The 23,367-nt window shown below is 71.1% G+C and carries 21 protein-coding genes and 1 pseudogene; 10 read left to right on the top strand and 12 right to left on the bottom strand.

Annotated elements, in window-relative coordinates; genetic code table 11:
• Positions 1-24: 24 nt before the first annotated feature.
• From ribA to BIV04_RS04595, 6 genes and pseudogenes are all read right to left on the bottom strand, one after another.
• Positions 25-645 (bottom strand): annotated as a pseudogene (gene ribA, locus BIV04_RS04620) (GTP cyclohydrolase II); the annotation flags it as partial.
• A gap of 17 nt (positions 646-662) precedes the next feature.
• Positions 663-1,664, bottom strand: a complete 1,002-nt coding sequence (ribD, locus tag BIV04_RS04615; RefSeq protein ID WP_083396165.1) for a bifunctional diaminohydroxyphosphoribosylaminopyrimidine deaminase/5-amino-6-(5-phosphoribosylamino)uracil reductase RibD — start codon at positions 1,662-1,664, stop codon at positions 663-665.
• 38 nt (positions 1,665-1,702) lie between these two features.
• Entirely contained in the window at positions 1,703-2,407 is a 705-nt protein-coding gene (locus BIV04_RS17035) for a GNAT family N-acetyltransferase (protein ID WP_071254437.1), read from the bottom strand.
• 2 nt (positions 2,408-2,409) lie between these two features.
• Complete coding sequence (gene trpS, locus BIV04_RS04605; RefSeq protein ID WP_083396122.1) at positions 2,410-3,414, bottom strand: tryptophan--tRNA ligase; 1,005 nt, start codon at positions 3,412-3,414, stop codon at positions 2,410-2,412.
• 49 nt (positions 3,415-3,463) lie between these two features.
• A complete protein-coding gene (locus tag BIV04_RS04600; protein ID WP_071254436.1) occupies positions 3,464-4,309 on the bottom strand; it encodes an exodeoxyribonuclease III in 846 nt (281 codons plus the stop codon).
• Positions 4,310-4,319: 10 nt separating this feature from the next.
• Positions 4,320-5,495: a YihY/virulence factor BrkB family protein gene (locus tag BIV04_RS04595; protein ID WP_071254434.1), complete on the bottom strand. Its 1,176-nt coding sequence runs from the start codon at positions 5,493-5,495 to the stop codon at positions 4,320-4,322.
• A 165-nt stretch (positions 5,496-5,660) separates the two neighbouring features.
• Between BIV04_RS04595 and ptsP the strand changes: the two genes are divergently transcribed.
• Positions 5,661-7,310, top strand: coding sequence for a phosphoenolpyruvate--protein phosphotransferase (ptsP, locus tag BIV04_RS04590; protein WP_083396121.1), 1,650 nt, complete (start codon positions 5,661-5,663; stop codon positions 7,308-7,310).
• Between the two features lie 54 nt (positions 7,311-7,364).
• On the opposite strand, the gene BIV04_RS04585 is transcribed toward ptsP, so the two are convergent.
• Positions 7,365-8,108 carry a hypothetical protein gene (locus tag BIV04_RS04585; protein ID WP_071254432.1) on the bottom strand — a complete coding sequence of 248 codons (744 nt, stop codon included), beginning with the start codon at positions 8,106-8,108 and terminating at the stop codon, positions 7,365-7,367.
• Positions 8,109-8,296: 188 nt separating this feature from the next.
• Here BIV04_RS04585 and BIV04_RS04580 point away from each other — a divergent pair, with 188 nt between their 5' ends.
• Both BIV04_RS04580 and BIV04_RS04575 read left to right on the top strand, forming a co-directional pair.
• Positions 8,297-9,418: a DUF6177 family protein gene (locus tag BIV04_RS04580; protein WP_143048539.1), complete on the top strand. Its 1,122-nt coding sequence runs from the start codon at positions 8,297-8,299 to the stop codon at positions 9,416-9,418.
• Positions 9,418-9,765: a hypothetical protein gene (locus tag BIV04_RS04575; protein WP_071254428.1), complete on the top strand. Its 348-nt coding sequence runs from the start codon at positions 9,418-9,420 to the stop codon at positions 9,763-9,765. The genes BIV04_RS04580 and BIV04_RS04575 overlap by 1 nt, the downstream gene beginning before the upstream one ends.
• A 101-nt stretch (positions 9,766-9,866) precedes the next feature.
• Here the strand turns inward: BIV04_RS04575 and BIV04_RS04570 are convergent, their stop codons facing one another.
• From BIV04_RS04570 to BIV04_RS04550, 5 genes are all read right to left on the bottom strand, one after another.
• On the bottom strand, positions 9,867-10,622 hold the full coding sequence (locus tag BIV04_RS04570; protein WP_043594421.1) for a succinate dehydrogenase iron-sulfur subunit: 756 nt from the start codon (positions 10,620-10,622) through the stop codon (positions 9,867-9,869).
• Position 10,623: 1 nt separating this feature from the next.
• On the bottom strand, positions 10,624-12,432 hold the full coding sequence (sdhA, locus tag BIV04_RS04565) for a succinate dehydrogenase flavoprotein subunit (RefSeq protein ID WP_054146650.1): 1,809 nt from the start codon (positions 12,430-12,432) through the stop codon (positions 10,624-10,626).
• 58 nt (positions 12,433-12,490) lie between these two features.
• A complete protein-coding gene (gene sdhD / locus BIV04_RS04560; RefSeq protein WP_071254426.1) occupies positions 12,491-12,940 on the bottom strand; it encodes a succinate dehydrogenase, hydrophobic membrane anchor protein in 450 nt (149 codons plus the stop codon).
• A 4-nt stretch (positions 12,941-12,944) separates the two neighbouring features.
• Positions 12,945-13,397, bottom strand: coding sequence for a succinate dehydrogenase, cytochrome b556 subunit (gene sdhC, locus BIV04_RS04555; RefSeq protein ID WP_082059901.1), 453 nt, complete (start codon positions 13,395-13,397; stop codon positions 12,945-12,947).
• Positions 13,398-13,582: 185 nt separating this feature from the next.
• Positions 13,583-14,725, bottom strand: coding sequence for a glycosyltransferase family 1 protein (locus BIV04_RS04550; protein WP_071254424.1), 1,143 nt, complete (start codon positions 14,723-14,725; stop codon positions 13,583-13,585).
• A 96-nt stretch (positions 14,726-14,821) separates the two neighbouring features.
• Between BIV04_RS04550 and BIV04_RS04545 the strand changes: the two genes are divergently transcribed.
• From BIV04_RS04545 to BIV04_RS04515, 7 genes are all read left to right on the top strand, one after another.
• The gene (locus tag BIV04_RS04545; RefSeq protein ID WP_071254422.1) at positions 14,822-15,940 is read left to right on the top strand and encodes a mannose-1-phosphate guanylyltransferase; all 1,119 of its coding nucleotides are present in this window, start codon (positions 14,822-14,824) and stop codon (positions 15,938-15,940) included.
• A gap of 167 nt (positions 15,941-16,107) precedes the next feature.
• Positions 16,108-17,193 (top strand): BMP family protein, encoded by a 1,086-nt coding sequence (locus BIV04_RS04540; protein ID WP_071254420.1) that lies wholly within the window; start codon positions 16,108-16,110, stop codon positions 17,191-17,193.
• Between the two features lie 157 nt (positions 17,194-17,350).
• Positions 17,351-18,871, top strand: a complete 1,521-nt coding sequence (locus BIV04_RS04535; protein WP_071254418.1) for an ABC transporter ATP-binding protein — start codon at positions 17,351-17,353, stop codon at positions 18,869-18,871.
• Positions 18,868-20,142 (top strand): ABC transporter permease, encoded by a 1,275-nt coding sequence (locus BIV04_RS04530; RefSeq protein WP_071254416.1) that lies wholly within the window; start codon positions 18,868-18,870, stop codon positions 20,140-20,142. The genes BIV04_RS04535 and BIV04_RS04530 overlap by 4 nt, the downstream gene beginning before the upstream one ends.
• Positions 20,139-21,428, top strand: a complete 1,290-nt coding sequence (locus tag BIV04_RS04525; protein ID WP_071254414.1) for an ABC transporter permease — start codon at positions 20,139-20,141, stop codon at positions 21,426-21,428. Before BIV04_RS04530 ends, BIV04_RS04525 begins: the two co-directional genes overlap by 4 nt.
• Positions 21,425-21,862 carry a cytidine deaminase gene (locus BIV04_RS04520; RefSeq protein ID WP_071254412.1) on the top strand — a complete coding sequence of 146 codons (438 nt, stop codon included), beginning with the start codon at positions 21,425-21,427 and terminating at the stop codon, positions 21,860-21,862. The genes BIV04_RS04525 and BIV04_RS04520 overlap by 4 nt, the downstream gene beginning before the upstream one ends.
• A gap of 87 nt (positions 21,863-21,949) precedes the next feature.
• Positions 21,950-23,245 carry a thymidine phosphorylase gene (locus BIV04_RS04515; RefSeq protein WP_071254410.1) on the top strand — a complete coding sequence of 432 codons (1,296 nt, stop codon included), beginning with the start codon at positions 21,950-21,952 and terminating at the stop codon, positions 23,243-23,245.
• Positions 23,246-23,367 lie beyond the last annotated feature (122 nt).

Below are 23,367 nucleotides of genomic sequence, written 5' to 3'. Positions count from 1 at the left end.
ACGGAGCGGCCCCCGGCCGCGGGCTCAGTCGTCGGAGCCGAGGTGGCCGGGCAGCTCGTGACCCATGCGGTCGCGCTTGGTGTCGAGGTAGCCCTCGTTGAAGGCGCCGACGCCGACGACGAGCGGCACCAGTTCGGTGACCTCGATGCCGTGCTCGCCGAGCTGACGTCGCTTCTCGGGGTTGTTGCTGAGCAACCGGACGCGGGTGAGGCCCAGGTCGCGCAGCACGTCGGCAGCCGCCCCGTAGTCTCGGGCGTCCGCCGGCAGCCCGAGGGCGAGGTTGGCGTCGAGGGTGTCGAGGCCGTCCTCTTGCAGGCGGTAGGCGCGGAGCTTGTTGACGAGGCCGATGCCCCGTCCCTCGTGGCCGCGCAGGTAGACGACGACTCCGCCGTGGTCCCGGATGGTGTCGAGCGCGGCGTCGAGCTGCGGGCCGCACTCGCACTTGAGCGAGCCGAACGCCTCGCCGGTGAGGCACTCGGAGTGGACGCGCACGAGGGCGCCGTCCGCCGGGCGGAGGCCCGTCGGATCGCTCGCGATGATCGCCACGTGGTCGGCCCCGGTGGCCGTGTCGCGGTAAGCCCTCATGCGGAACGTGCCGTGGCTGGTGGGAACCGTGGTCTCGACCTCGAACGACACCTGGGACGATGCGGCGGGGGTGGTGGTCATGCGTGTCTCCTGGGGGTGTCGCGGGCGACGACCACCAGGTCGTCGCCGAGGGGGTGCGCGTCGGTGACGCGCAGTCGTCGTTGTGCGTCGATGTGGTCCACGCCGAGGTCGTCGAGGGCGGTCCGGGGGCCGCCGAGCAGCGTGGGCGCCAGGTACACGACGTAGTCGTCGACGAGTCCGAGCCGCACGAACGCGCTCGCCACGGTCGGTCCGCCCTCGACGAACACGCTGCGGACCCCGCGGCGTCCGAGGTCGTCGAGCACGGCCTCGAGGTCGTGCGTGCCCGTCTCGACGAGCTCGCGGGGATGCCGGCGCAGGGCGGCGTCGGGGGGCACGGGGCGCGTGCCGACGACGACGGGCAGGGGCTGGTCGGGGAGCAGTTCTCCGCCGTCGCCCCGGGCGGTCAGGCTGGGGTCGTCGGCCAGCACGGTGCCCGTGCCCACCAGGATCGCGTCGTGGGCCGCCCGCTGTTCGTGGACGTGTTGCCGTGCCGCGGTTCCGGTGATCCACCGGCTGCTGCCGTCGGACGCGGCGGTGCGGCCGTCCAGGCTCGAGGCCCACTTGAGCGTCACGAAGGGGCGGCCCGTCCGGGCCGTCACCAACCAGCGGCGAGCCATCTCGGCGGCCTCGTCGGCGAGCACGCCGTCGACCACCTCGACACCGGCCCGCCGCAGCCGGTCGGCCCCGCCACCGGAGGACGCGCCGGGATCGGCGACGGCGTGGACGACGCGGGAGACGCCGGCCTCGATTAGGGCGACGCTGCAGGGCCCGGTGCGGCCCACGTGGTCGCAGGGTTCGAGCGTGACGACGGCGGTCAGGCCGCGGGCCTCGCCGGGGGAGAGGTGAGAGAGGGCGTCGACCTCGGCGTGCGGGGTGCCGGCACCCCGGTGCCATCCCTCGGCTGCCGTGCTGCCGTCGGGGCGCAGGAGGACGCACCCGACCTGGGGGTTGACCCCGCGGGCCGGCCCCCGGCGGGCGAGCGAGACGGCCCGTCGCATGGTGCGTTCGAGGAGATCGCGGTCGATCGCGTCGATGCTCACGGGGCCTCCGGGACGGAACGGTCGCGCGCAGGAGCGTGCGGGGTGGGGGACGGGCGGACGACGCCGTCGACGCCATCGGTGAGGGAGTCAACACCGTCGGCCACGGGGTATTCCGTCGCGCGGCCGGGACGAGTCCCGGAACGCCCCAGGTCGGGCCAGCCCGGTCGTGCCGCCCGTGCGTCGCCCGGTCGCAGGCGGGCCTTCCAGCAGAGGGGGTGGCCCCCGTCGCGGTCGGGGTGGAGCCCCGGACCGACACCCTGGTACGTGAAGCCCGTGCGACGGGCGACGGCGGCCGAGGCGTCGTTGCCGACGTAGCCCTCCCAGAAGAGTTCGCGCAGCCCGCCGGCACCGAAGGCCCAGTCGGCCACCAGGCCGAGGGCCTCGGTCATCAGGCCGTGACCCCGCGAGGCCGGGGCCGTCCAGAAGCCGACGTCGGACGACCGGAGCCGCACGCTGATGACGCCCTCGAGCAGGCCGGACCCCGGGCGGCGCAGCCCCCAGGTGAACTCGCGTCCGGTGGCCCACCCGTCGTTTACGATGCGACGCAGGAAGAACTCGGCGTCGGACCGTCCGTACGGGACGGGCACCGTGGTGAACCGCTGCAGCGTCTCGTCGCGGCAGGCGTCGACGATCGCCGGCACGTCGGCCGCGCTCGGCACCACCAACTCGAGGGTCGGTGACGCGAGCACGAACGGCAGCACGATCAGGCCTTGCGGACGAAGCCGATGCGGTCGTACACGGTGTCGATCGTGGCCTGCGCGATCTCGTTCGCCCGGTCGGCGTTGACCGCGAGGATGCGGTCGAGCTCGGCCGGGTCGTCGAGCAGTTCGAGGGCCCTGGTGCGGACGGGCGCGAAGGTCTCGACGACGACCTCGGCCACGTCTTTCTTCAGGTCGCCGTAGCCGCGACCGGCGTAGCGCTCCTCGAGGTCGGCCACGCTGTCGCCCGAGAACGACGACAGGATGGTGAGCAGGTTCGACACCCCCGCCTTGGCCCCGCGGTCGAAGCGGATCTCGCGCTCGGCGTCGGTGACGGCCGACTTGATCTTCTTGGCGGTGCGGCTCGGCTCGTCGAGCATCCACACGACACCCGAGTCGGTCGCCGCGGACTTGCTCATCTTCGACTCGGGCGACTGCAGGTCGTAGATGCGTGCGGACTCTTTCTGGATCGTCGCCTCGGGCACGACGAACGTCTCGCCGAAGCGGGAGTTGAACCGGGTGGCGAGGTCGCGGGTGAGCTCGACGTGCTGACGCTGGTCGTCACCCACCGGAACCGTCTCGGCCTGGTAGAGAAGGATGTCGGCCGCCATCAGCGTCGGGTAGGCGAACAAGCCGAGCGAGGCCGCGTCGGACCCCTGCTTCGCCGCCTTGTCCTTGAACTGCGTCATGCGGCTGGCCTCGCCGAACCCGGTCAGGGTGTTGAGGACCCAGGCCAACTGCGTGTGCGCCGGCACGTGGGACTGGATGAACAGGGTCGACCGGGCCGGGTCGATGCCTGCCGCGATGTACTGCGCGGCGGTGCCACGGATCTGGGCACGCAACGCCGCGGGGTCTTGCGGGACGGTGATGGCGTGCAGGTCGACGACGCAGAACAGGGCGTCGTGCGTCGTCTGCAGCGACTTCCACTGCTGCAGGGCGCCGATGTAGTTGCCGACGTGGAGCGAGTCGGCGGACGGCTGCATGCCGGAGAAGAGACGGGGCTTGGTCATGGGGTCCTCGGTCGGGGTGGTGCGAGAAGGGAGGGGAGGGGACGCGGGGTCAGAGTCGGTAGTCGACGACGACCGGAGCGTGGTCCGACCACCGCTGGTCGTAGGCGGCCGCCCGGTCGACCACGTAGTGCTCGACCCTGTCGGCCAACGCCGGGGTGGCCAACTGGTAGTCGATGCGCCAACCGGTGTCGTTGTCGAAGGCCTGACCGCGCCACGACCACCACGAGTAGGGCCCCTCGACCTCGCCCGCGAAGCGTCGACCCACGTCGACCCACCCGAGGCCTTCTCCGCCGGTGCCGTCGACCGTCGCGACCTGCTCGCCCGCCGGCCCGAGGAAGCGGTCGAAGTACGACCGCTCACGGGGGAGGAAGCCGGCGCGCTTGACGTTGCCCTTCCAGTTCTTGATGTCGAGCTCGCGGTGCCCCACGTTGAGGTCGCCCGTGACCACCGAGAGTTCGTTGTGGGCGGCGAGCTCGGGGAGTCGCGCCGACATGGCGTCGAGGAACTTCCATTTCTCGTCCTGCTTGGGGGTGTCGACCTCGCCCGAGTGGACGTAGGTGCTGACCACGGTGACCACGGTGCCGTCGATCTCGTAGTCCGCCTCGAGCCAGCGGCCGGCGCTGTCGAAGTCGTCGGGCCCGAGCTCGACGCGGTGCACGTGGGCCTTGCCCCGACTGGCGATGGCGACCCCGGCGCGGCCCTTGGCGGTGGCGGGGTCGTGGACGACGTTCCACTCGGGGCCGAGCAGGCCCTCGAGGTCGTCGGTCGAGGCGCGCACCTCTTGCAGCGTGAGGACGTCGACGTCGCGCGCCGAGAGCCAGTCGCCCATGCCCTTGCGGAAGGCGGCGCGGACGCCGTTGACGTTGACGGTGGCGAGACGGAGGCGCGTGGACATGGGCTCCAGACTAGCGGCGGGCACCGTCACGGGTGCCGTCCGGAGGGCCCGTGGGTGGGACGTCGGTGGGTGGGACGTCGGACGGGTCGCCCCGGCGGACGGCACGCAGCGACCGGGAGAGCAGGCCGCGGGCGCCGTCGACGAGACGACCGCCGCGCGACCGGGCCCGCGCCTCCTGGGCTCGCCGTTCCTCCTCGAGGCGTCGCAGGCGGGCCGCCTCTTCGTGCGGGTCGGCGAGGACGCCGAGGTCGTCCATGCCGACGGCGATCCAGCCGGCGCTGAGCAGCAGCACCTGGCACAGCAGGTTGATTACGATCAGCAGTCCGACGATCGCCGCGAACGAGGCGACCAGGGGGTTCGAGCCCGTGGCCCGCAGCACGACGCCGCCGACCACGGTCAGCGAGACGAACCCGGCCGCGCCGATCATCGCCCCCGAGAGCAGTCGACGGAAGGGGATGTGGAGGCCCGCCAGCACGCGGAACAGCACGGCGAGCACCGCGGTCTCGAAGACGAACACGAGCACGACGCCGACCACGCGAAGGGTCGCCTCGCCGACGATCGACCGGGTCGAGACGCCGACCCCGGACAACAGGCCCGAGACCGCCGTGGTGCTGAGCAGCGAGAGCGTCGCCGAGACGACGACCGCGGCGCCGAAGCAGAGCGCCAGGCCGAGGTCGCGCACGATCAGTCGACCGAGGGGCGTGACGGGTTGGGGCGCCCGGAACACGATCCGGACGCAGTCGCGCATGCTGCCGAGCAACGTGATGGACGACACGAGCAGGCCGAGCAGGGCGACGGCGCCGGTCCAGCCGAAGACCGACGCGTCGAGCAGCAGCTCGGGATCGACGACGCCCGTGCCGTCGACGTCCTGGATCAGTCCGGGCACGGCCGAGCGGATGAACACGATCAGCTCGTCGCGCAGCAGCTGGTCGCCCGAGACGACGAACCCTGCGACCGAGAAGCCCACCCACAGGGCCGCGAACAGCGCGAAGAGCGCCTGATAGGTCAGCCCGGCCGCGAGCAACGGCCCCTTCGCCGTGACGTGCCGCGCCAGCACGCGGGTCGGGCGCGACCCCACGACGCGCGACCCGGCCCGACGGGCGCGTCCGGACGGGCCGCCCACCGAGGAGGCGCGGGTCGCCTCGGCCGGGTCGGGCGTCGGTTCTCGGGTCCACGGCGCGCGCATTCCTCAAGGGTAGGGGTGGCCGGGCGAGGCGGTCCGGGTCGCCGGGGTCGACGCCGGGATCGGCACTGACCGGACGTCCGGGCGTTCCGTCTACGATGGACCGACCGTGGGCGTGCCCGGCGTCCTGCCGCACGTCCCCACCATCGAGACTCGAAGAGGTTCACCGTGGCACTACAGGGCGTTGGCGTCGGACGTGGAGTGGCCGTCGGCCCCGTCAAGAAGATGCCCGATCCGCTGCCCGAGCCGGGCACCGAGCCGCGCACGGCCGACGCGGCACTCGAGTACGACGCGGTGCTCACCGCCCTGTCCGCGGTCGCCGCAGACCTCACGGCGCGGGGCGAGAAGGCCGGCGGCGAGGCGAAGGACGTCCTCGACGCCCAGTCGCTGATGGCCCAGGACCCCACCCTCACCGACGACGTCAAGGCCCGCATCGACGACGGTCGCACCGGCGAACGCGCGGTGCACGAGGCGTTCGCGGCCTTCCAGGACCTCCTCATCGGCATGGGTGGCTACATGGCCGAGCGGGCCACCGACCTCGGCGACGTGGCACAGCGCGTCATCGCCTCGCTGCGCGGCGTCCCCGCCCCGGGCGTGCCCGAGAGCGACATCCCGTTCGTCCTCGTCGCACCCGACCTCGCGCCCGCCGACACCGCCCTGCTCGACCTCGACAAGGTGCTCGCGCTCGTCACGCGCGACGGCGGGCCCACGTCCCACACGGCGATCCTCGCCCGGTCCAAGTCGATCCCCGCGATCGTCGGGGTCACCGGTGCGCTCGACCTGGCCGACGGCACCGTCGTCGTGGCCGACGCCGCGAGCGGCGTCGTCACGGTCGACCCCTCCGCCGACGAGGTCGCCGACGCCGAGAAGCGCATCGCCGACCGTGCGGCCGCGGCCGCCGCCCCCCTGACCGACGGTGCACTGGCCGACGGCCACGCCGTCCCGCTGCTCGCCAACCTCGGCGCGCCGGCCGAGGCCGCAGGGGCGATCGAGCTGGGTGCCGAAGGCGTCGGCCTGTTCCGCACCGAGTTCCTCTTCCTCGGCAACTCCTCCGCGCCCACCGTCGAGAGCCAGACCGCGAGCTACACCGCGTTGCTCGAGGCCTTCCCGGGCAAGAAGGTCGTCGTCCGCGCCCTCGACGCCGGCGCCGACAAGCCGCTCAGCTTCTTGAACGACGCCCACGAAGAGAATCCCGCCCTCGGCCTCCGCGGCCTCCGCGCGCTGCGCGTCAAGGAAGACATCCTGCGCGACCAGCTCAGCGCCCTCGCGGCGGCGCAGGCCGCCACCACCGCCGACCTCTGGGTGATGGCACCCATGGTCAGCGACGCCGAGGAGACCGAGTACTTCGTCGCCCTCGGCCGCGAACTCGGGCTGAAGACCGTCGGCGTCATGGCCGAGGTCCCCTCGCTCGCCGTGCTCGCCGACCAGATCTTCGCCAGCGCCGACTTCGTCAGCGTCGGCACGAACGACCTGACCCAGTACACGATGGCGGCCGACCGCATGCTCGGCTCCGTGGCCGCCTATCAGGACCCCTGGCACCCCGCCGTGCTGCGCCTGGTCAAGTCGCTCGGTGACGCGGGTGCGGCCGCCGGCAAGCCCGTCGGCATCTGCGGCGAGGCCGCGGCCGACCCGCTGCTGGCCGTCGTGCTCGTCGGGCTCGGGGCCACCACGCTCTCGATGACGCCCGCCGCACTGGCCGACGTGCGTCTCGAGCTCTCGCGGTACACGCTCGACCAGGCCCGTGGACTCGCGACCGCCGCCGTCGCGGCGACCACGGCCGCCGGCGCCCGCCAGGCCGCCGAAGCCGCCACCGTCTGACGCCCGGGCGGCGTCGGCCCCCGGGGCCGACGCCGCCCGGTCCTAGACCCGGCCTCAGCGCGGGTCGGCCCCGGGGCGGCGTTCGTCGAGGTGGTCGGCGAGTTCGCCCCAGGCGACAACCACGTCGCGGAGTGCGCCGGCCGTGCTCTCGTCGAGCACGGAGACGAGTCCGCGAGGATCGTCGACGAGGACGAGTGCACTCGAACGCGAGAGCACCGCGTACGACGACGACCGGTCGCCGACGGGTGCGTTCGTGCCGCGCAACTCGAGGTGCAGGCGACCAGACGACCGCGTCAGGCGCGCCCGCACCGGGTCGCCGTCCGACGCGAAGAACTCGGCCAGCGCCTCCCGGTCGTCCGACAGGACGTCACGCTCCCACCCGTTCTCGGCGAGTCGTGAATCCGCGCCGGCCACGGACTGCCAGAGGACGACCGACCTCTCGGTCGGGGAGGCTCCGGGGCGCAGGCCGAACCGCGCCTCCAGGTTGTCCGCGACGGCGGCGGCCACCGCCGCCCGGTCGACCGACGGCGGCGGATCGAGCCGGTCCACCACGACCGTGACGACGGCGTCGAGTTCCCGCGGCCAGACCGACACCCGGGTCTCGTCGAGCAGGCGGTCGTGCTCGCCCGAGAGCAGGGTCTTCTCGACGAGTTCGTCGAGGCGGGCGAGGGCCCGGCCGAGCTCGCGGTCGCCGGTGGGTCGGAGGGGCGGTCTCGTCCGGACGGCGGCGGCGAAGGCACGGCGGCGTTCGCGCTGGTCGTCGGGGCGTTCGCCGTTGCGGTACGGGCGTCGCCTCACGAGATCGCTCGCGGGTCGGACCGGCGGGGTCGTCGGTCGAGACGTCGGACGTCGTGCATGGCGTGCCTCTCGAGGTCGGTGGCGATGACGGGGACCAAGCCTAGGCCGCGAGGGCCGTCCCGGGCCGCGCTGGTCCGAGTCCGCCGTGCATCCGGTCGCGGCCGTCCGCCACGGAGCAAAATCGACGGGTGGGCATCCCGATACGACACCCGGTGGTCGACGCGATCACGTCGCGCGCCGTCCGGGTCGACAGCAGGGCCCGCGTCGTCCGACTCAGTCGTCCGCTCGCGGACCTCCTCGGTCGACCCTCCACGAGCCGACGTGTCGTCCTGGTCACCAGCGAACGGTCGCGCCTCACGGTCGGACTCCGGGCCGCGCTGGTCGCCGCCGGGGGAGTCTGGGCGGTCCACGACGACCACGACCGTCTGCGTGACGGCCTCACGGGGGTGCCCTACCTCGACGTCGACGCGGCAGCCGCCGAACCGGATGCCGCGGCCGCCGCGGTGCCCGCCGCCGAGCGGATGCCGGTCATCGCCGACGCCGTCGACACCACCTGCCAGCTCAGCGTCGACCTCACGGTGCTGCACCGGGCGTCCCACGACACGAGCCTGGGAGGCGCGGTCGAGACCCTGGGAGCGGCCGCCTCGGGCTCCGTCCCGACGCGGTGGGGGACGACAGAGCCCCTCGGGCACGTCTGGGACCGCTGGGTCCTCACCCAGCACGCACGCCATCAGGCCCCCGACACCGTGCGGGTCGTCGTCGAGGGGCCGCATCTCTCGGCGACGATCACCGCTCGGGTCACCGATCACGGCATCGAGGAGACGACGGCGCTGACGGTCGACGTGACCGAGGGCTCGCTGGACGAGGCGATCGCGCGACTGACCGACGCCCTCGGCCACATCGCCGAGTCGTCTCTGCCGACCTTCGCCCTGGTCATCGCCCGCGAGGGTGAGTCCGACCGATGCGTCCGGGCGGTCACCTACCCGCCGCCGAACCCGGTCGCCCTGCTGATCGGGGCGCCGTCCGTCCGACGGCTCGGCCTCGAACGTTCCGCCCTCGACGCCGAACGTCCCGTCCTCGTGGTCGGTCGTCCACGCCTGCCCGCCTACGTCGTGCCGCTCGGCGACGCGGTCACCTCGGGCTGGAACGCCTTGCACCGCACGCTCGAGGCCGTCGGCCCCGAGCGGCTCGCCCAGCTCGTCGCCAGCCCCCTGCTGCAGGCCTGGGAGGAAGACCTGCACGAGCTCGACCTGTTGCACGAGAGCTCGACCGAGACCGAGTCCGAGCGTCCGGCCGAGGACGAGGCCTGATGCCCCGCGACATCACCATCCTGAGTCCCCACGTGTACGACCAGCTCGATCTCGCCACCGCGGCCCACGCGGTCGACGGGTCGCTCGGCGTGCGTGAGATCGACGGAGGCGACGCCCTCCAGGTGTTCGCGGTGGGCGGCGTGCCCCTGCTCACCGTCTATCAGGCGGCCGAGCTGTCCGAGGCCGGGGAGCTCGATCGCCTGCTGCCCGATCCGCCCTCGGTGCGCCTCCCGGTGTTCTGGATCGACGCCGTCGCCCCGATGGGCGACGAGGGCGAGACCGGTGTGTCGGTCGCGCTGCGCCTCGCTCTCGGCCTCGAGGCCGCGTGCATCGTCGAGGACGACTGACCGGGCGTCGACGATCGCCCAGGCACCGCCACGACGGGGTGGCACGAGAAGAGGGCCCGACCACCTGGTGGTCGGGCCCTCGTGCGTGGGGTGTCTCGCCGTCAGGCGCGACCGCGCAGCACGGCCTGCTTGACCTCGGCGATGGCCTGGGTCACCTGGATGCCCCGCGGGCAGGCCTCGGTGCAGTTGAACGTGGTGCGGCACCGCCAGACGCCCTCTTTGTCGTTGAGGATGTCGAGGCGGACCTGGGCGCCCTCGTCACGCGAGTCGAAGATGAAGCGGTGCGCGTTGACGATCGCCGCCGGGCCGAAGTACTGCCCGTCGGTCCAGAACACGGGGCAGCTCGACGTGCACGCGGCGCAGAGGATGCACTTCGTCGTGTCGTCGAAGCGCTCACGCTGGGTGGCGCTCTGCAGGCGCTCCTTCTCGGGCTTCGACGACGCCATCAGGAACGGCTGGATCTCGCGGTACGACTGGAAGAAGGGCTCCATGTCGACGACGAGGTCCTTCTCGAGCGGCAGGCCCTTGATGGCCTCGACGTAGATCGGCTGCGAGATGTCGAGGTCCTTGATCAGGGTCTTGCAGGCCAGCCGGTTGCGACCGTTGATGCGCATCGCGTCCGAGCCACAGACGCCGTGGGCGCACGAGCGGCGGAAGGTCAGCGAGCCGTCCTGCTCCCACTTGATCTGGTGCAGGGCGTCGAGCACGCGGTCCGTCGGCAGCACCTGGACGTCGAAGTCCTGCCAGCGGGGCTCGTCGTCGACCTCGGGGTCGAAACGACGGATGATCAGTGTGGCCGTGAACGTGGGGACGGCGTCGGAGCCCTGGGGCTTGTTCTCGAGGACAGCGGTGCTCATGTCAGTACTTCCGTTCCATCGGCTGGTAGTTCGTGATCACGACGGGCTTGGTGTCGAGCCGGATGTGGTCGCCGGCCAACGACGAGTGGGCGTCGCCGGTCAGGTACGCCATCGTGTGGACGAGCCAGTTCTCGTCGTCGCGGGTGGGGTAGTCCTCGCGGAAGTGTCCGCCACGGCTCTCTTGACGCGAGCGTGCCGAGTAGACGACGACCTCGGCCAGGTCGAGCAGGAAGCCCAATTCGATCGCCTCGAGCAGGTCGGTGTTGAAGCGCTTGCCCTTGTCCTGCACCGAGATGTTCTTGAACCGCTCGCGCAGGTCGGCGATCACGTGGGTGACCTCGTCGAGCGTTTCTTCCGTTCGGAACACCTGCGCGTTGCGGTCCATGCTGTCCTGGAGCTCTTTGCGCAGCGTCGCGATGCGCTCGGTGCCCGTGGCGTTCCGGACGTCCTCGACGAGACCGCGCACGAAGCCGGCGGGGTCGGCCGGCAGGGGCACGAACGGGGCGTCCTTCACGAACTCGACGGCGTTGTTGCCGGCTCGCTTGCCGAAGACGTTGATGTCGAGCAGGGAGTTGGTGCCGAGGCGGTTCGATCCGTGCACGCTGACGCAGGCGCACTCGCCGGCGGCGTAGAGGCCCGGCACGACCGTGGTGTTGTCGCGCAGCACCTCGGCCTTGACGTTCGTCGGGATGCCGCCCATCGCGTAATGGGCGGTCGGCAGCACGGGCACGGGCTCGGTGTAGGGCTCGACGCCGAGGTAGGTGCGGGCGAACTCGGTGATGTCGGGCAACTTGGCGTCGATCACGGCCGGGTCGAGGTGCGTGATGTCGAGGTAGACGTAGTCCTTGTGGGGACCTGCGCCTCGGCCTTCGCGGATTTCCGTGGCCATGCAGCGCGCCACGATGTCACGGGGCGCCAGGTCTTTGATGGTGGGCGCGTAGCGCTCCATGAAACGCTCGCCCTCGCTGTTGCGCAGGATCGCGCCCTCACCACGGGCGGCCTCGCTCAGCAGGATGCCGAGCCCGGCGAGGCCGGTCGGGTGGAACTGGAAGAACTCCATGTCCTCGAGCGGCAGGCCCTTGCGCCAGATGATGCCCACGCCGTCACCCGTGAGGGTGTGTGCGTTCGACGTCGTCTTGTAGATCTTGCCGAAGCCACCGGTGGCGAAGATGACGGCCTTGCCCTGGAAGACGTGCAGGTCGCCGGTCGAGAGTTCGTAGGCGATGACACCGGCCGGGCGCTCCTCGCCGTCGATCTCGCCCATGATGAGGTCGAGGACGTAGAACTCGTTGAAGAAGTTGATGCCGTGCTTGACGCAGTTCTGGTAGAGCGTCTGGAGGATCATGTGCCCGGTGCGGTCGGCGGCGTAGCAGGCCCGTCGGACGGGGTTCTTGCCGTGCTCGGCCGTGTGGCCGCCGAAGCGACGCTGATCGATCTTGCCCTCGGGTGTGCGGTTGAACGGCAGACCCATGTTCTCGAGGTCGAGGACGGCGTCGATCGCTTCTTTGGCGAGGATCTCGGCGGCGTCCTGGTCGACGAGGTAGTCGCCGCCCTTGACGGTGTCGAAGGTGTGCCACTCCCAGTTGTCGTCCTCGACGTTGGCGAGGGCCGCAGCCATGCCGCCCTGGGCTGCACCGGTGTGCGAACGGGTCGGGTACAGCTTCGAGATCACCGCGGTGCTGGCGTTCGGGCCGGCTTCGATTGCCGCCCTCATGCCCGCACCCCCGGCCCCGACGATGACGATGTCGTGCTGGTGGTAGTGGACACCGTCGACGACGGTGCTGGTGGGTGCGGGGGAGGGTGTGGTCACGGTTCTTTCCGGTGGGGGACGTGCGGCCGGAGGCCGGAGTGGACGGTGGGCCGGGTGGCTAGCCGGCGGTGCAGAACGACGGCAGCAGGTCGGCCGGGGCGTTCGCGGGGCACGGGTCGAAGGTGTAGATCACGAGCGTGCCGAGGACGAGCAGGACGATGGTCGACACGAGCAGCGTGACGAGCAGCACCTTGCGCACCGTGGGCTTCGACACGTAGTCGTTGACGATCGTGCGCATGCCGTTCGTGCCGTGGATCAGCGCGAGCCAGAGGAGGAGGGTGTCGTAGACCTGCCAGAACGGGCTGGCCCACTTGCCGGCCACGAAAGCGAAATCGATGGCCTTGACGCCGCCCTCGCTCGCGAGCAGGTTGATGAACAGGTGGCCGAACACGAGCACGACGAGCAGCAGGCCGCTGGCGCGCATGTAGATCCAGCCCCACTTCTCGTAGTTGGTGGAGCGTTGGGCCGCGCGGGCGGAGCGCGGGGCTTCGACGGTCTGGGTGGTCATGGCTCTACTCCGAGAAGACGTTCATCAGGTGGCGCGGCGCGAAACCGGCGAACAGGACCACGGCGAGGCCGATGACGATCCAGAACATGACGCGCTGGTACTTGGTGCCCGGGCCCCAGAAGTCGATCAGGATGATCCGCAGGCCGTTCAGGGCGTGGAACAGGATCGCCGCCACGAGGCCGGTCTCGCCGAGCCCCATGATCGGGTTCTTGTAGGTGCCGATCACCGCGTTGTAGGCCTCGGGGCTGATCCGGACGAGGGCGGTGTCGAGGATGTGCACCAGCAGGAAGAAGTAGATGCTCACACCGGTGATGCGGTGCAACACCCACGACCACATGCCCTCACGGCCCCGGTAGAGGGTGCCGGCGATCTTCCCGGGCGCCTTGGGCGCGCTGATCTTCGGTGCACCCGGTCTGCCTGCCGGTGATGCGACCGTTCCCGTCGACTGCTCGGCCATGAGCACTTCTCCTCGCGGATGGGGCGGACGACGCTCTCGCTCGGTCGGTACGAGGGACAGCCGTGTCCGCTGGTGGCGTTCTCAGAACCTGTCCAGTCTATGTTCCCGCCGAGCGGGGCCGCCGCCCCGCCCCGCCGAAGTCGTTCGACGTCGAGACAAGACGGACCCGTCGGCCCGCACCTCGATCAGCGGACGGAGGCGCGCTCGGCCCCGTCGCGGACGCTCGCCATCGCGCGTCGGTAGTGCTCGACGAGCTCGTCCCCGAGGGTCTCCCACGTGCGTCCGACGACCACGCGCCTCCCGGCCTCGCCGAAGCGGGCCCGCAGCTCGTCCGAGGCGACCAGGGTGCGGACGCTCCGGCGGAGCGAGTGGTCGTGGCGGGGGTCGAAGAGGAAGCCGTCGACGCCGTGCCGCACCAGGTCGAGAGGTCCGCCCGCGGCCGGGGCCACGACCGGCAGTCCACTGGCGTGGGCCTCCTGCACGGTCTGACCGAAGGTCTCGGTCGAGCCCGTGTGCACGAAGACGTCGAGGGCCGCGTAGGCGTCGGCGAGGTGCTCGCCGTGCAGCGGGCCGGTGAAGATCGGGTCGAGATGCCGCAGGCGGCGGCGCAGGGCGGGCAGCGAGGGACCGCCGCCGACGACCACGAGGCGCGCCTCCCGCAGGGGGCGCAGGGCGGCGAGCCGCTCGACCTGCTTCTCGGGGGCCAGGCGACCCACGTAGCCGACGAGCACGCGGTCGGGTGCGCCCCAGCTCTCGCTCAGGGCACGGACCGCGTCGCCCGACTTGCGGTTCGGGTGGAACAGGGCCGAATCGACCCCCCGGCCCCAGGTCGCGAGCCGGCCCACGCCGGCCGTCTCGAGATCGCGAAGGGAGGCGCGCGAGGGGACCAGCGTCGTCGTGGCCTGGTCGTGGATGCGGCGCACGAGCCGCCAGGCGACGGCCGAGCCGAGTCCGAGCCCGTTCGTCCCCGCGTACCGGGCGACGTCGGTCTGGAAGACGGCGACCGAGGGCACGCCCAGGCGAGCGGCCGCGGCGATGGCCTGGGCACCGAGCAGGAACGGCGAGGCGACGTGCACGACGTCGGGTCGGAAGCCGGCGATGGCGGCCGCGACCTGCGGGTTCGGCAGGCCGACCGGGAACTGACGATAGGCCACCGACGGCACCCGGTGGACCGGGAAGCCGGCGTAGCTCGTGGTCCCGCGCCCGGCCGGGGCGATGACCAGGGCCTCGTGCCCGCGTCGGGCCAGGTGGTCGAGCACGCGCAGCACGCTCGTGGTGACCCCGTTGACGGTGGGCAGGAAGCTCTCGGTCACGATCACGACTCGCATCGGTCCTCCTCGGACTGCTCGTGCTGCGAGCCTCACCGGCGACGGTGGCGGGAGGGGATCGGCTGCATGGAGGAAGGGCGTCGATAAGGTGAACGCATGACGATCCAGGAAAGCCTCGACCGGTTCTACAGCATCATCCCCGCCGGCGGAATCGGGTCACGGCTGTGGCCACTCAGCCGGGCCGACGCCCCCAAGTTCTTGCATGACCTGACGGGTAGCGGCTCGACTCTGCTCCGGGGCACCTGGGACCGCCTGGCCCCCCTGAACGGCGACCAACGGATCATGGTCGTGACGGGGCGGGCGCACCGGGCCGCAGTCGAGTCGCAGCTGCCGGCACTCGCCGACCACAACGTCGTCCTCGAGAGCGAGCCGAAGGACAGCACGGCGGCCATCGGGCTCGCCGCCGCCATCCTGCGCCGTCGTGAGCCCGACGTCATCATCGGCTCGTTCGCCGCCGACCACGTCATCGCCGACACCCGCGGCTTCGGTCGCGCGGTCCACGAGGCCATCGTCGCCGCCGACGAGGGATACATCGCCACGATCGGCATCACCCCCACCGAGCCCGCGATCGGGTTCGGTTACATCCACGTCGGTGCGCCCCTCGACATCGAAGGGGCACCGAGCGCCCGCACGGTCGAGTCCTTCGTCGAGAAGCCCGACCTCGAGACGGCCGAACGCTACGTCTCCGGAGGCGACTACCTCTGGAACGGCGGCATGTTCATCTCGCGCGCCGACCGGCTGCTCGAGCAGCTGGGCGAGACCCGGCCCGACCTGCTCGAAGGCATCGAAGAGCTCGCAGCCGCGTGGGACACCCCGAAGCGCGGCGCCGTCGTCGACAAGGTGTGGCCCGGCCTCGAGAAGATCGCCATCGACTACACGGTCGCCGAACCCGCGGCCGCGGCGGGCCGGTTGGCCGTCGTGCCCGGCGACTTCGACTGGGACGACGTCGGCGACTTCGCGTCCATCGCCAAGCTGCACTCCGGCGGCCGCAAGAGCGACCTGGCCATCCTCGGCGAGAACGCCCGCGTGCTGGCCGACAGTTCGAGCGGCATCGTCGTCGGCAACAGCGGACGCCTGATCTCGCTGATCGGCGTCAACGACATCATCGTGGTCGACACCCCCGACGCGCTGCTCGTCACGACGACGGCGAACGCGCAACGCGTCAAGAGCGTCGTGGACGCCCTCAAGCTCAGCGGGCGCAGCGACGTCCTCTGAGCTCCTCCGGGGTCGTGGACGTTTCGTGTTCGTTAAGTCGTGGTCGCGACTGTGTAACGCCTCGGCATCACTACCACCCGACGGTCGGCGGCGCTCGTCACAATAGGTAACCTGTCAGCCATACCCACCCGGCGCGCCTCGTGCCGGGCTGCACCCTGGAGGACAACTTGACTACAACTGCGCGCAAGGCCGTGCTCAGCGGCCTCGCCCTGGCGAGCACCGCCGTCATCCTGGCCGGCTGTGCCTCGGCCCCCGAGAGCGACTCTGGCTCGACCAGCGGCGCCTCGAGCGACTTCGTCCCTTGCATGGTCTCCGACGCCGGCGGCTTCGACGACAAGTCGTTCAACCAGCTCGGCTACGAGGGCCTCACCGAGGCCGCGAAGGCCATCGGGTCGACCCCCAAGACGGTCGAGTCGGCCGACGAGACGGTCTACGACGCGAACCTGTCGAACCTCGCCGACCAGGGCTGCAACCTGATCGTCACGGTCGGCTTCGCTCTCGCCGACGCCACCAAGTCGGCGGCCGAGGCGAACTCGGGCATCAACTACGCCACCATCGACGACGCGTCGATCACGGCCGACAACGTGCAGCCGATCACCTTCAACACCTCCGAGGCCGCCTTCCTGGCCGGCTACGCGGCGGCCAGCTACTCGAAGACCGGCGTCGTCGGCACCTTCGGTGGCATGCAGTTCCCGACCGTCACGATCTTCATGGACGGCTTCGCCGACGGCGTGAAGTACTACAACGAGCAGAAGAGCAAGGACGTCAAGGTCGTCGGCTGGGACGTCGACTCGCAGACCGGCACCTTCACCGGTGGCTTCGAAGCCGGCACCACGGCCAAGCAGAGCGCCCAGACGCTGATCGAGCAGGACGCCGACGTCATCCTGCCGGTCGGCGGCCCGATCTACCAGAGCGCCGCCGAGGCGATCCGCGACTCCGGCAAGGACGTCGTCCTGGTCGGTGCCGACAGCGACACGTACGAGACCGACAGCGCCAACAAGGACCTCTTCCTGACCTCGGTGCTCAAGGGGATCAAGCAGGCCACCGACGCGGTCGTCACCCAGGCCAGCGAGGACAAGTTCTCGAGCACGCCCTACGTGGGCACGCTCGAGAACGACGGTGTCGGCATCGCGCCGTTCCACGACTACGCCGACAAGGTCGACTCCGGTCTGCAGGACGAGCTCGACACGATCAAAGCCGGCATCATCGACGGCTCGATCGAGGTCGAGTCGCCGTCGGCGCTCACCAGCTGACGAAAGCGCCTCCCGTCATCGATTAGCATCGACTGACCCAGGGCCGGGAGCGACGGTCACCCCGTCGCTCCCGGCCCTCTCAACGCCCGTGGGCGGGCCGCCGAACCGGTGCCGTCCGACCCCACCCGAATGCCTAGACCCGAGGTAGCCACCTGAGATGAAGCTCGAACTGCGGGGCATCACCAAGCGATTCGGCGCGCTGACCGCCAACGACCACATCAGCCTGACCGTCGAGCCCGGCGAGATCCACTGCCTGCTCGGCGAGAACGGTGCCGGCAAGTCCACGCTGATGAACGTTCTCTACGGCCTCTACCAGGCCGACGAGGGCGAGATCCTGCTCGACGACGCCGTCCAGCACTTCTCGGGCCCCGGCGACGCCATGGGCGCCGGCATCGGCATGGTGCACCAACACTTCATGCTCGTGCCCGTCTTCACCGTGGCCGAGAACGTCATGCTCGGCCACGAAGAGACCAAGTCCGGCGGCCGGCTCGACCTCGCCGCGGCCCGCGCCAAGGTGCGTGAGATCAGCAGCCGGTTCGGGTTCGACATCGACCCCGACGCCCTGGTCGAAGAGCTGCCCGTCGGCGTGCAGCAGCGCGTCGAGATCATCAAGGCCCTGTCCCGCGACGCGAAGGTGCTCGTGTTCGACGAGCCCACCGCCGTGCTGACCCCGCAAGAGACCGACGAGCTCATGGTCATCATGCGTCAGCTGCGCGACGCCGGCACCGCCATCGTCTTCATCACCCACAAGCTGCGCGAGGTGCGCGAGGTCGCCACCCGCATCACCGTCATCCGCTTGGGCAAGGTCGTCGGCGAGGCCGAGCCGACCGCCTCGAACGCCGAGCTCGCCTCGCTCATGGTCGGGCGTGCCGTCGAGCTCACCGTCCAGAAGGCCCCCGCCGAGGCCGGTGAGCCCGCCCTGGTGGTCGAGAACCTCCGAGTCGTCGACCCGATCGGGCAGGTCGTGGTGGACGACGTCTCGTTCGAGGTCCGCCGAGGAGAGATCCTCGCCATCGCCGGTGTCCAGGGCAACGGCCAGACCGAGCTCACCGAGGCGATCCTCGGCCTGCAGCCCCGGGTCGAGGGCCGGGTCTCGCTCGACGGGCGCGACATCACGGGCCGCAGCGTGCGCCAGGTGCTCGACGCCGGCGTCGGCTTCGTCCCCGAGGACCGCAACCAGGACGGCCTCGTCGGCGAGTTCACCGTGGCCGAGAACCTCATGCTCGACCGCTCCCAGTCCGGCCCCTTCGTCAAGCGCGGCTCGCTCAAGCTCGCCGAACTCGCGGCGTTCGCCGTGGCCAAGGTGAAGGAGTTCGACATCCGCACCCAGGGCATCACCACGCCCGCCGGCCGCCTCTCGGGCGGCAACCAGCAGAAGGTCGTGCTGGCGCGCGAGCTCAGCCGCGACCTGCGGCTCTTCGTGGCCGCCCAGCCCACCCGTGGCATCGACGTCGGCTCGATCGAGTTCGTGCACAAGCGCATCGTCGAGACCCGTGACCAGGGCGTGCCCGTGATCGTCGTCTCGACCGAGCTCGACGAGGTCGCCGCCCTCGCCGACCGCATCGCCGTGATGTACCGCGGCACCATCGTCGGCATCGTGCCGGCGGACACCCCTCGCGACGTGCTGGGGCTCATGATGGCCGGCGAGATGCCGCAGGGAACGGAGCAGGCAGCGTGAGCGACGCCACGACCACCACGCAGGGCCCGGGCACACCACCCGCGCCGTCGTCACCGGAGTCGACCGAGGGACGCGGCTCGCGCCTCCTGCGAGAGATCACGACCGGCAACGCCGCCATCTCGGTGCTCGCCGTCGTGCTGGCCCTCGTCGTCTCGGGCCTCCTGATCGGGTTCACCGACACCACCGTCCAGGGCACCCTCGGCTACTTCTTCTCGCGCCCGGCCGACTTCTTCCAGGCGTTCTGGGCTGCTGTAGGCGGGTCGTACTCGTCGCTGTTCCAGGGCGCGATCTACAACTTCCGGGTCGACGGCTTCGCGGCGGGCATCCGTCCGCTGACCGAGACGCTGAACTACTCCGTGCCGCTGATCGCCGCGGGCCTCGGTGTCGCGGTGGCGTTCCGTGTGGGCCTGTTCAACATCGGCGCCCGCGGGCAGATGCTGATGGCCTCGGCGGCCGCCGGGTGGGTGGGCTTCTCGTTCCACCTGCCGCTCGCCGTGCACCTTCCGCTCGCCCTCGCCGCCGGCATCGCGGCGGGTGCGCTCTGGGGCGGCATCGTGGGTCTCCTCAAGGCCCGCACCGGCGCCCACGAGGTGATCCTCACGATCATGCTCAACTACATCGCCTTCTACCTGCTGGCCTTCATGCTGCGCACACAGGGCCTGCTGCAGGCCCCGGGCAGCGCGAACCCGAAGTCGCCCGCCACGCTCGACACGGCGATCCTGCCCGACCTGTTCGGCGCCCGGTACAACCTCAACTGGGGCTTCGTCCTGGTCATCGTCATCACCGCGGTCGTCTGGTGGCTGATCAACCGGTCGACGCTCGGCTTCCGGTTCCGTGCCGTGGGCGAGAACCCGCACGCGGCGCGCACGGCCGGCATGAACGTCAAGAACATCTACCTCTACGCGATGCTCATCTCGGGTGCGCTCGCGGGCGTCGCCGGCTCGACCCAGGTGCTGGGCACGCTGACCAGCGGCTTCACCTCGGGCATCGACGCCGGCATCGGCTTCGACGCGATCACGGTCGCGCTGCTCGGTCGCTCGCGGCCGTGGGGCGTCTTCGGTGCGGGCGTCCTGTTCGGGGCGCTCAAGGCCGGCGGGTACTCCATGCAGGCCGCCAACGGCGTGCCGATCGACATCGTGCTCGTCGTGCAGTCCCTCATCGTGTTGTTCGTGGCCGCGCCCCCGCTGGTCCGAGCGATCTTCCGTCTGCCGGCCCCGGGCCTCCGCCCGGTGCGCAAGGCCTCGAACAAGGAGGCGGTGGTCACCAAGTGAGCACGCTCACCCCCGACACCGCGGTCCCCGCCGCGCCGTCGCCCGACCTGGCCCGGGCCTCGACCCGCAGCCTCAAGGCCCCGATCGCGTTCGTGATCTTCACCGTCGTGGCCGCCGTGCTGTTCCTCGGCCTGGCCCGTGACGGCGAGAGCACCTTCCGCCTGTCGACCGCGACGGACTTCTTCGCCCTCCCCGATGCGGTCCTGCCGGCGTCAGGCACGGGCATCGTGCTCACGGTGCTCCTGGCGGTCATCACCCTCGTCGCGGTGCTGCGAGCCGTCCGCTTCGAGAAGGTGCCGATCTGGCTGATCGCCGTGTTCGGCGTCCTGTTCCTGCTCGGCTTCCTGACCTGGGCGAGCGCCGGCCAGACCATCCCGGTGCCCGGTCTGCTGCTCGGTGCCCTCGCGCTCAGCACCCCGCTCATCTTCGGTGCCCTCGGTGGCGTCATCAGCGAGCGGGTCGGCGTCGTCAACGTCGCGATCGAGGGGCAGCTGCTCGCCGGGGCCTTCGTCTCGGCGATGGTCGCCTCGGCGACCGGTTCGGCCTACGTCGGCCTGGTCGGGGCGATGATCGCGGGCGTGCTGGTGTCGATGGTGCTCGCCGTCTTCAGCATCCGCTACATCGTCGACCAGGTCATCGTCGGCGTCGTGCTCAACGTGCTCGTCACCGGCCTCACCAGCTTCCTGTACTCCCAGGTGCTGTCGAAGTCCGAGTCGCTGAACCGCGGGGTGCGCTTCCCGCAGCTCGACATCCCGGTGCTCAGCCAGATCCCGATCGTGGGCCCTGTCTTCTTCCGCCAGACGATCATCGTCTACCTGATGTACATCGCGATCGCGGTCGTTTTCTACGGTCTGTTCCGCACCCGGTGGGGGCTGCGCCTCCGTTCGGTGGGCGAGCACCCGCAGGCCGCCGACACCGTGGGCATCAAGGTCAACGCCACCCGCTTCTGGAACGTCTCCCTCGCGGGGGCCATCGCGGGCCTCGGCGGGGCCTACTTCACGCTCGGCTCGCTCGGCAACTTCCAGAAAGAGATGACGGCGGGCGCGGGCTTCATCGCCCTCGCGGCGGTCATCTTCGGCCGGTGGGACCCGATCCGGGCCACGCTCGCCGCGCTGCTGTTCGGCTTCGCGAGCAACCTGCAGAACGTGCTCGGGGCCATCGGTTCGCCGGTGCCCAGCGAGTTCATGCTGATGCTGCCGTACGTCGTGACGATCTTCGCGGTCGCCGGCCTGGTCGGGCAGTCCCGGGGCCCTGCGGCCTCGGGCAAGCCCTACATCAAGTCGTGACGGCCCGCAGCAGCGAGTCGGTCGTCGCCGAGACCGACTGGGACGCCCTCCGCGAGGCCGCCCGCGACGCGATGCGCAAGGCGTACGTCCCGTACTCGAAGTTCCCCGTGGGGGCCGCGGCCGTCACGGACGACGGCCGCATCGTCTCGGGCTGCAACGTCGAGAACGCCTCGTACGGCATCACCCTCTGCGCCGAGTGTTCGCTCGTGTCCGACCTCGTCATGTCGGGTGGCGGCCGCCTGGTCGCCTTCGCCTGCGTCGACGGCAACGGCGGGGTCCTCATGCCCTGCGGTCGCTGCCGTCAGCTGCTCTACGAACACTCGGACGAGGCCATGGTGCTCGACACCGTCTCGGGCTTCAAGACCATCGACGAGGTGATCCCCGACGCGTTCGGGCCGCGCCAACTCGAGCAGTACCGCGCCTCGCAGAGCTGACCCGCGCCTCCTCGTCCGTCCCCGTCGCGGCGTCCGCGTCGCGCCGACGGCCGCACGACCCACCGCACCATCGCTAGGAGCCCCACCGTGACCCAGAACGCCGTCGAACCGTTCGACACCGTCGACCTCATCCGCGTCAAGCGGGGTGGCGACGCCCTCAGCACCGAGCAGATCGACTGGCTGATCGACGCGTACACGCGCGGCTACGTGGCGGACGAGCAGATGTCGGCGCTCACCATGGCGATCTTCCTCAACGGCATGGAGCGTCGCGAGATCCGCGACATGACCATGGCCATGATCCGGTCCGGCGAGACGATGGACTTCACCGGGCTCGGCAAGACGACCGTCGACAAGCACTCGACCGGTGGCGTCGGCGACAAGATCACCCTTCCGCTGGCCCCGTTGGTCGCCTCGTTCGGCGTCGCCGTCCCCCAGCTCTCGGGCCGGGGCCTCGGACACACCGGGGGCACCCTCGACAAACTGGAGTCCATCCCGGGCTGGCAGGCCTCGATCTCGAACGACCGCATGCGCGAGATCATGGCCGACAGCGGGGCCGTGGTCTGCGCCGCCGGATCGGGCCTCGCCCCCGCCGACGGCAAGCTCTACGCGCTCCGTGACATCACGGGCACCGTCGAGGCCATCCCGCTGATCGCGTCGTCGATCATGAGCAAGAAGATCGCCGAGGGCACCGCGGCGCTCGTCCTCGACGTCAAGTTCGGATCGGGCGCGTTCATCCAGGACATCGAGCGGTCGCGCGAACTGGCCCGCACCATGGTCGACCTCGGCACCGACGCCGGCGTCGCGACGACCGCCCTGCTCACCGACATGAACGTGCCGCTCGGCCTGACCATCGGCAACGCCCTCGAGGTGCGCGAGTCGGTCGAGACCCTCGCCGGAGGCGGCCCGGCCGACATCCGCGAGCTCACCGTCGCCCTCGCCCGCGAGATGCTGACCCTGGCGGGTCGACCCGACGCCGACGTCGAGGCCGCCCTCGACGACGGCCGCGCCATGGACGCCTGGAAGCGCATGATCCGCGCCCAGGGCGGCGACCCCGAGGCAGCCCTGCCGACCGCCCGCGAGACGCACGTCGTCACCGCCGAGCGCACCGGCTACCTGACCGAGCAGCACGCGTTGCCGTTCGGCATCGGTGCCTGGCGTCTCGGCGCCGGTCGTGCCCGCAAGCAGGACCCGGTGCAGGCGGCCGCGGGCATCGAGCTGCACGCGAAGCCGGGCGACCGGGTCACCGAGGGGCAGCCCCTGTTCACGCTGCACACGGACGAGCCCGGGCGCTTCGAGCGTGCCCTCGACGCCGTCGACGGGGCGTGGACGATCGGCGACGAGGCTCCGGCGGCGCGCACCATCGTCGCCGAGCGGATCGGCTGACCCGGCCACGTCCGACGCGCGTCCCGCCGGCACCGCGCCTCCGTCCAGGAGGCGCGGTGCCGCTTCTCGTGGCGCGCGCACCTCTCTCGTGGCGCGCGTCCAGAGTCGTCGGCCGGACCGCT

The organism is Frigoribacterium sp. MCBA15_019 (assembly GCF_001864945.1).
Lineage (GTDB): Bacteria > Actinomycetota > Actinomycetes > Actinomycetales > Microbacteriaceae > Frigoribacterium.
This window is presented reverse-complemented; position numbering and strand designations above follow the sequence as displayed.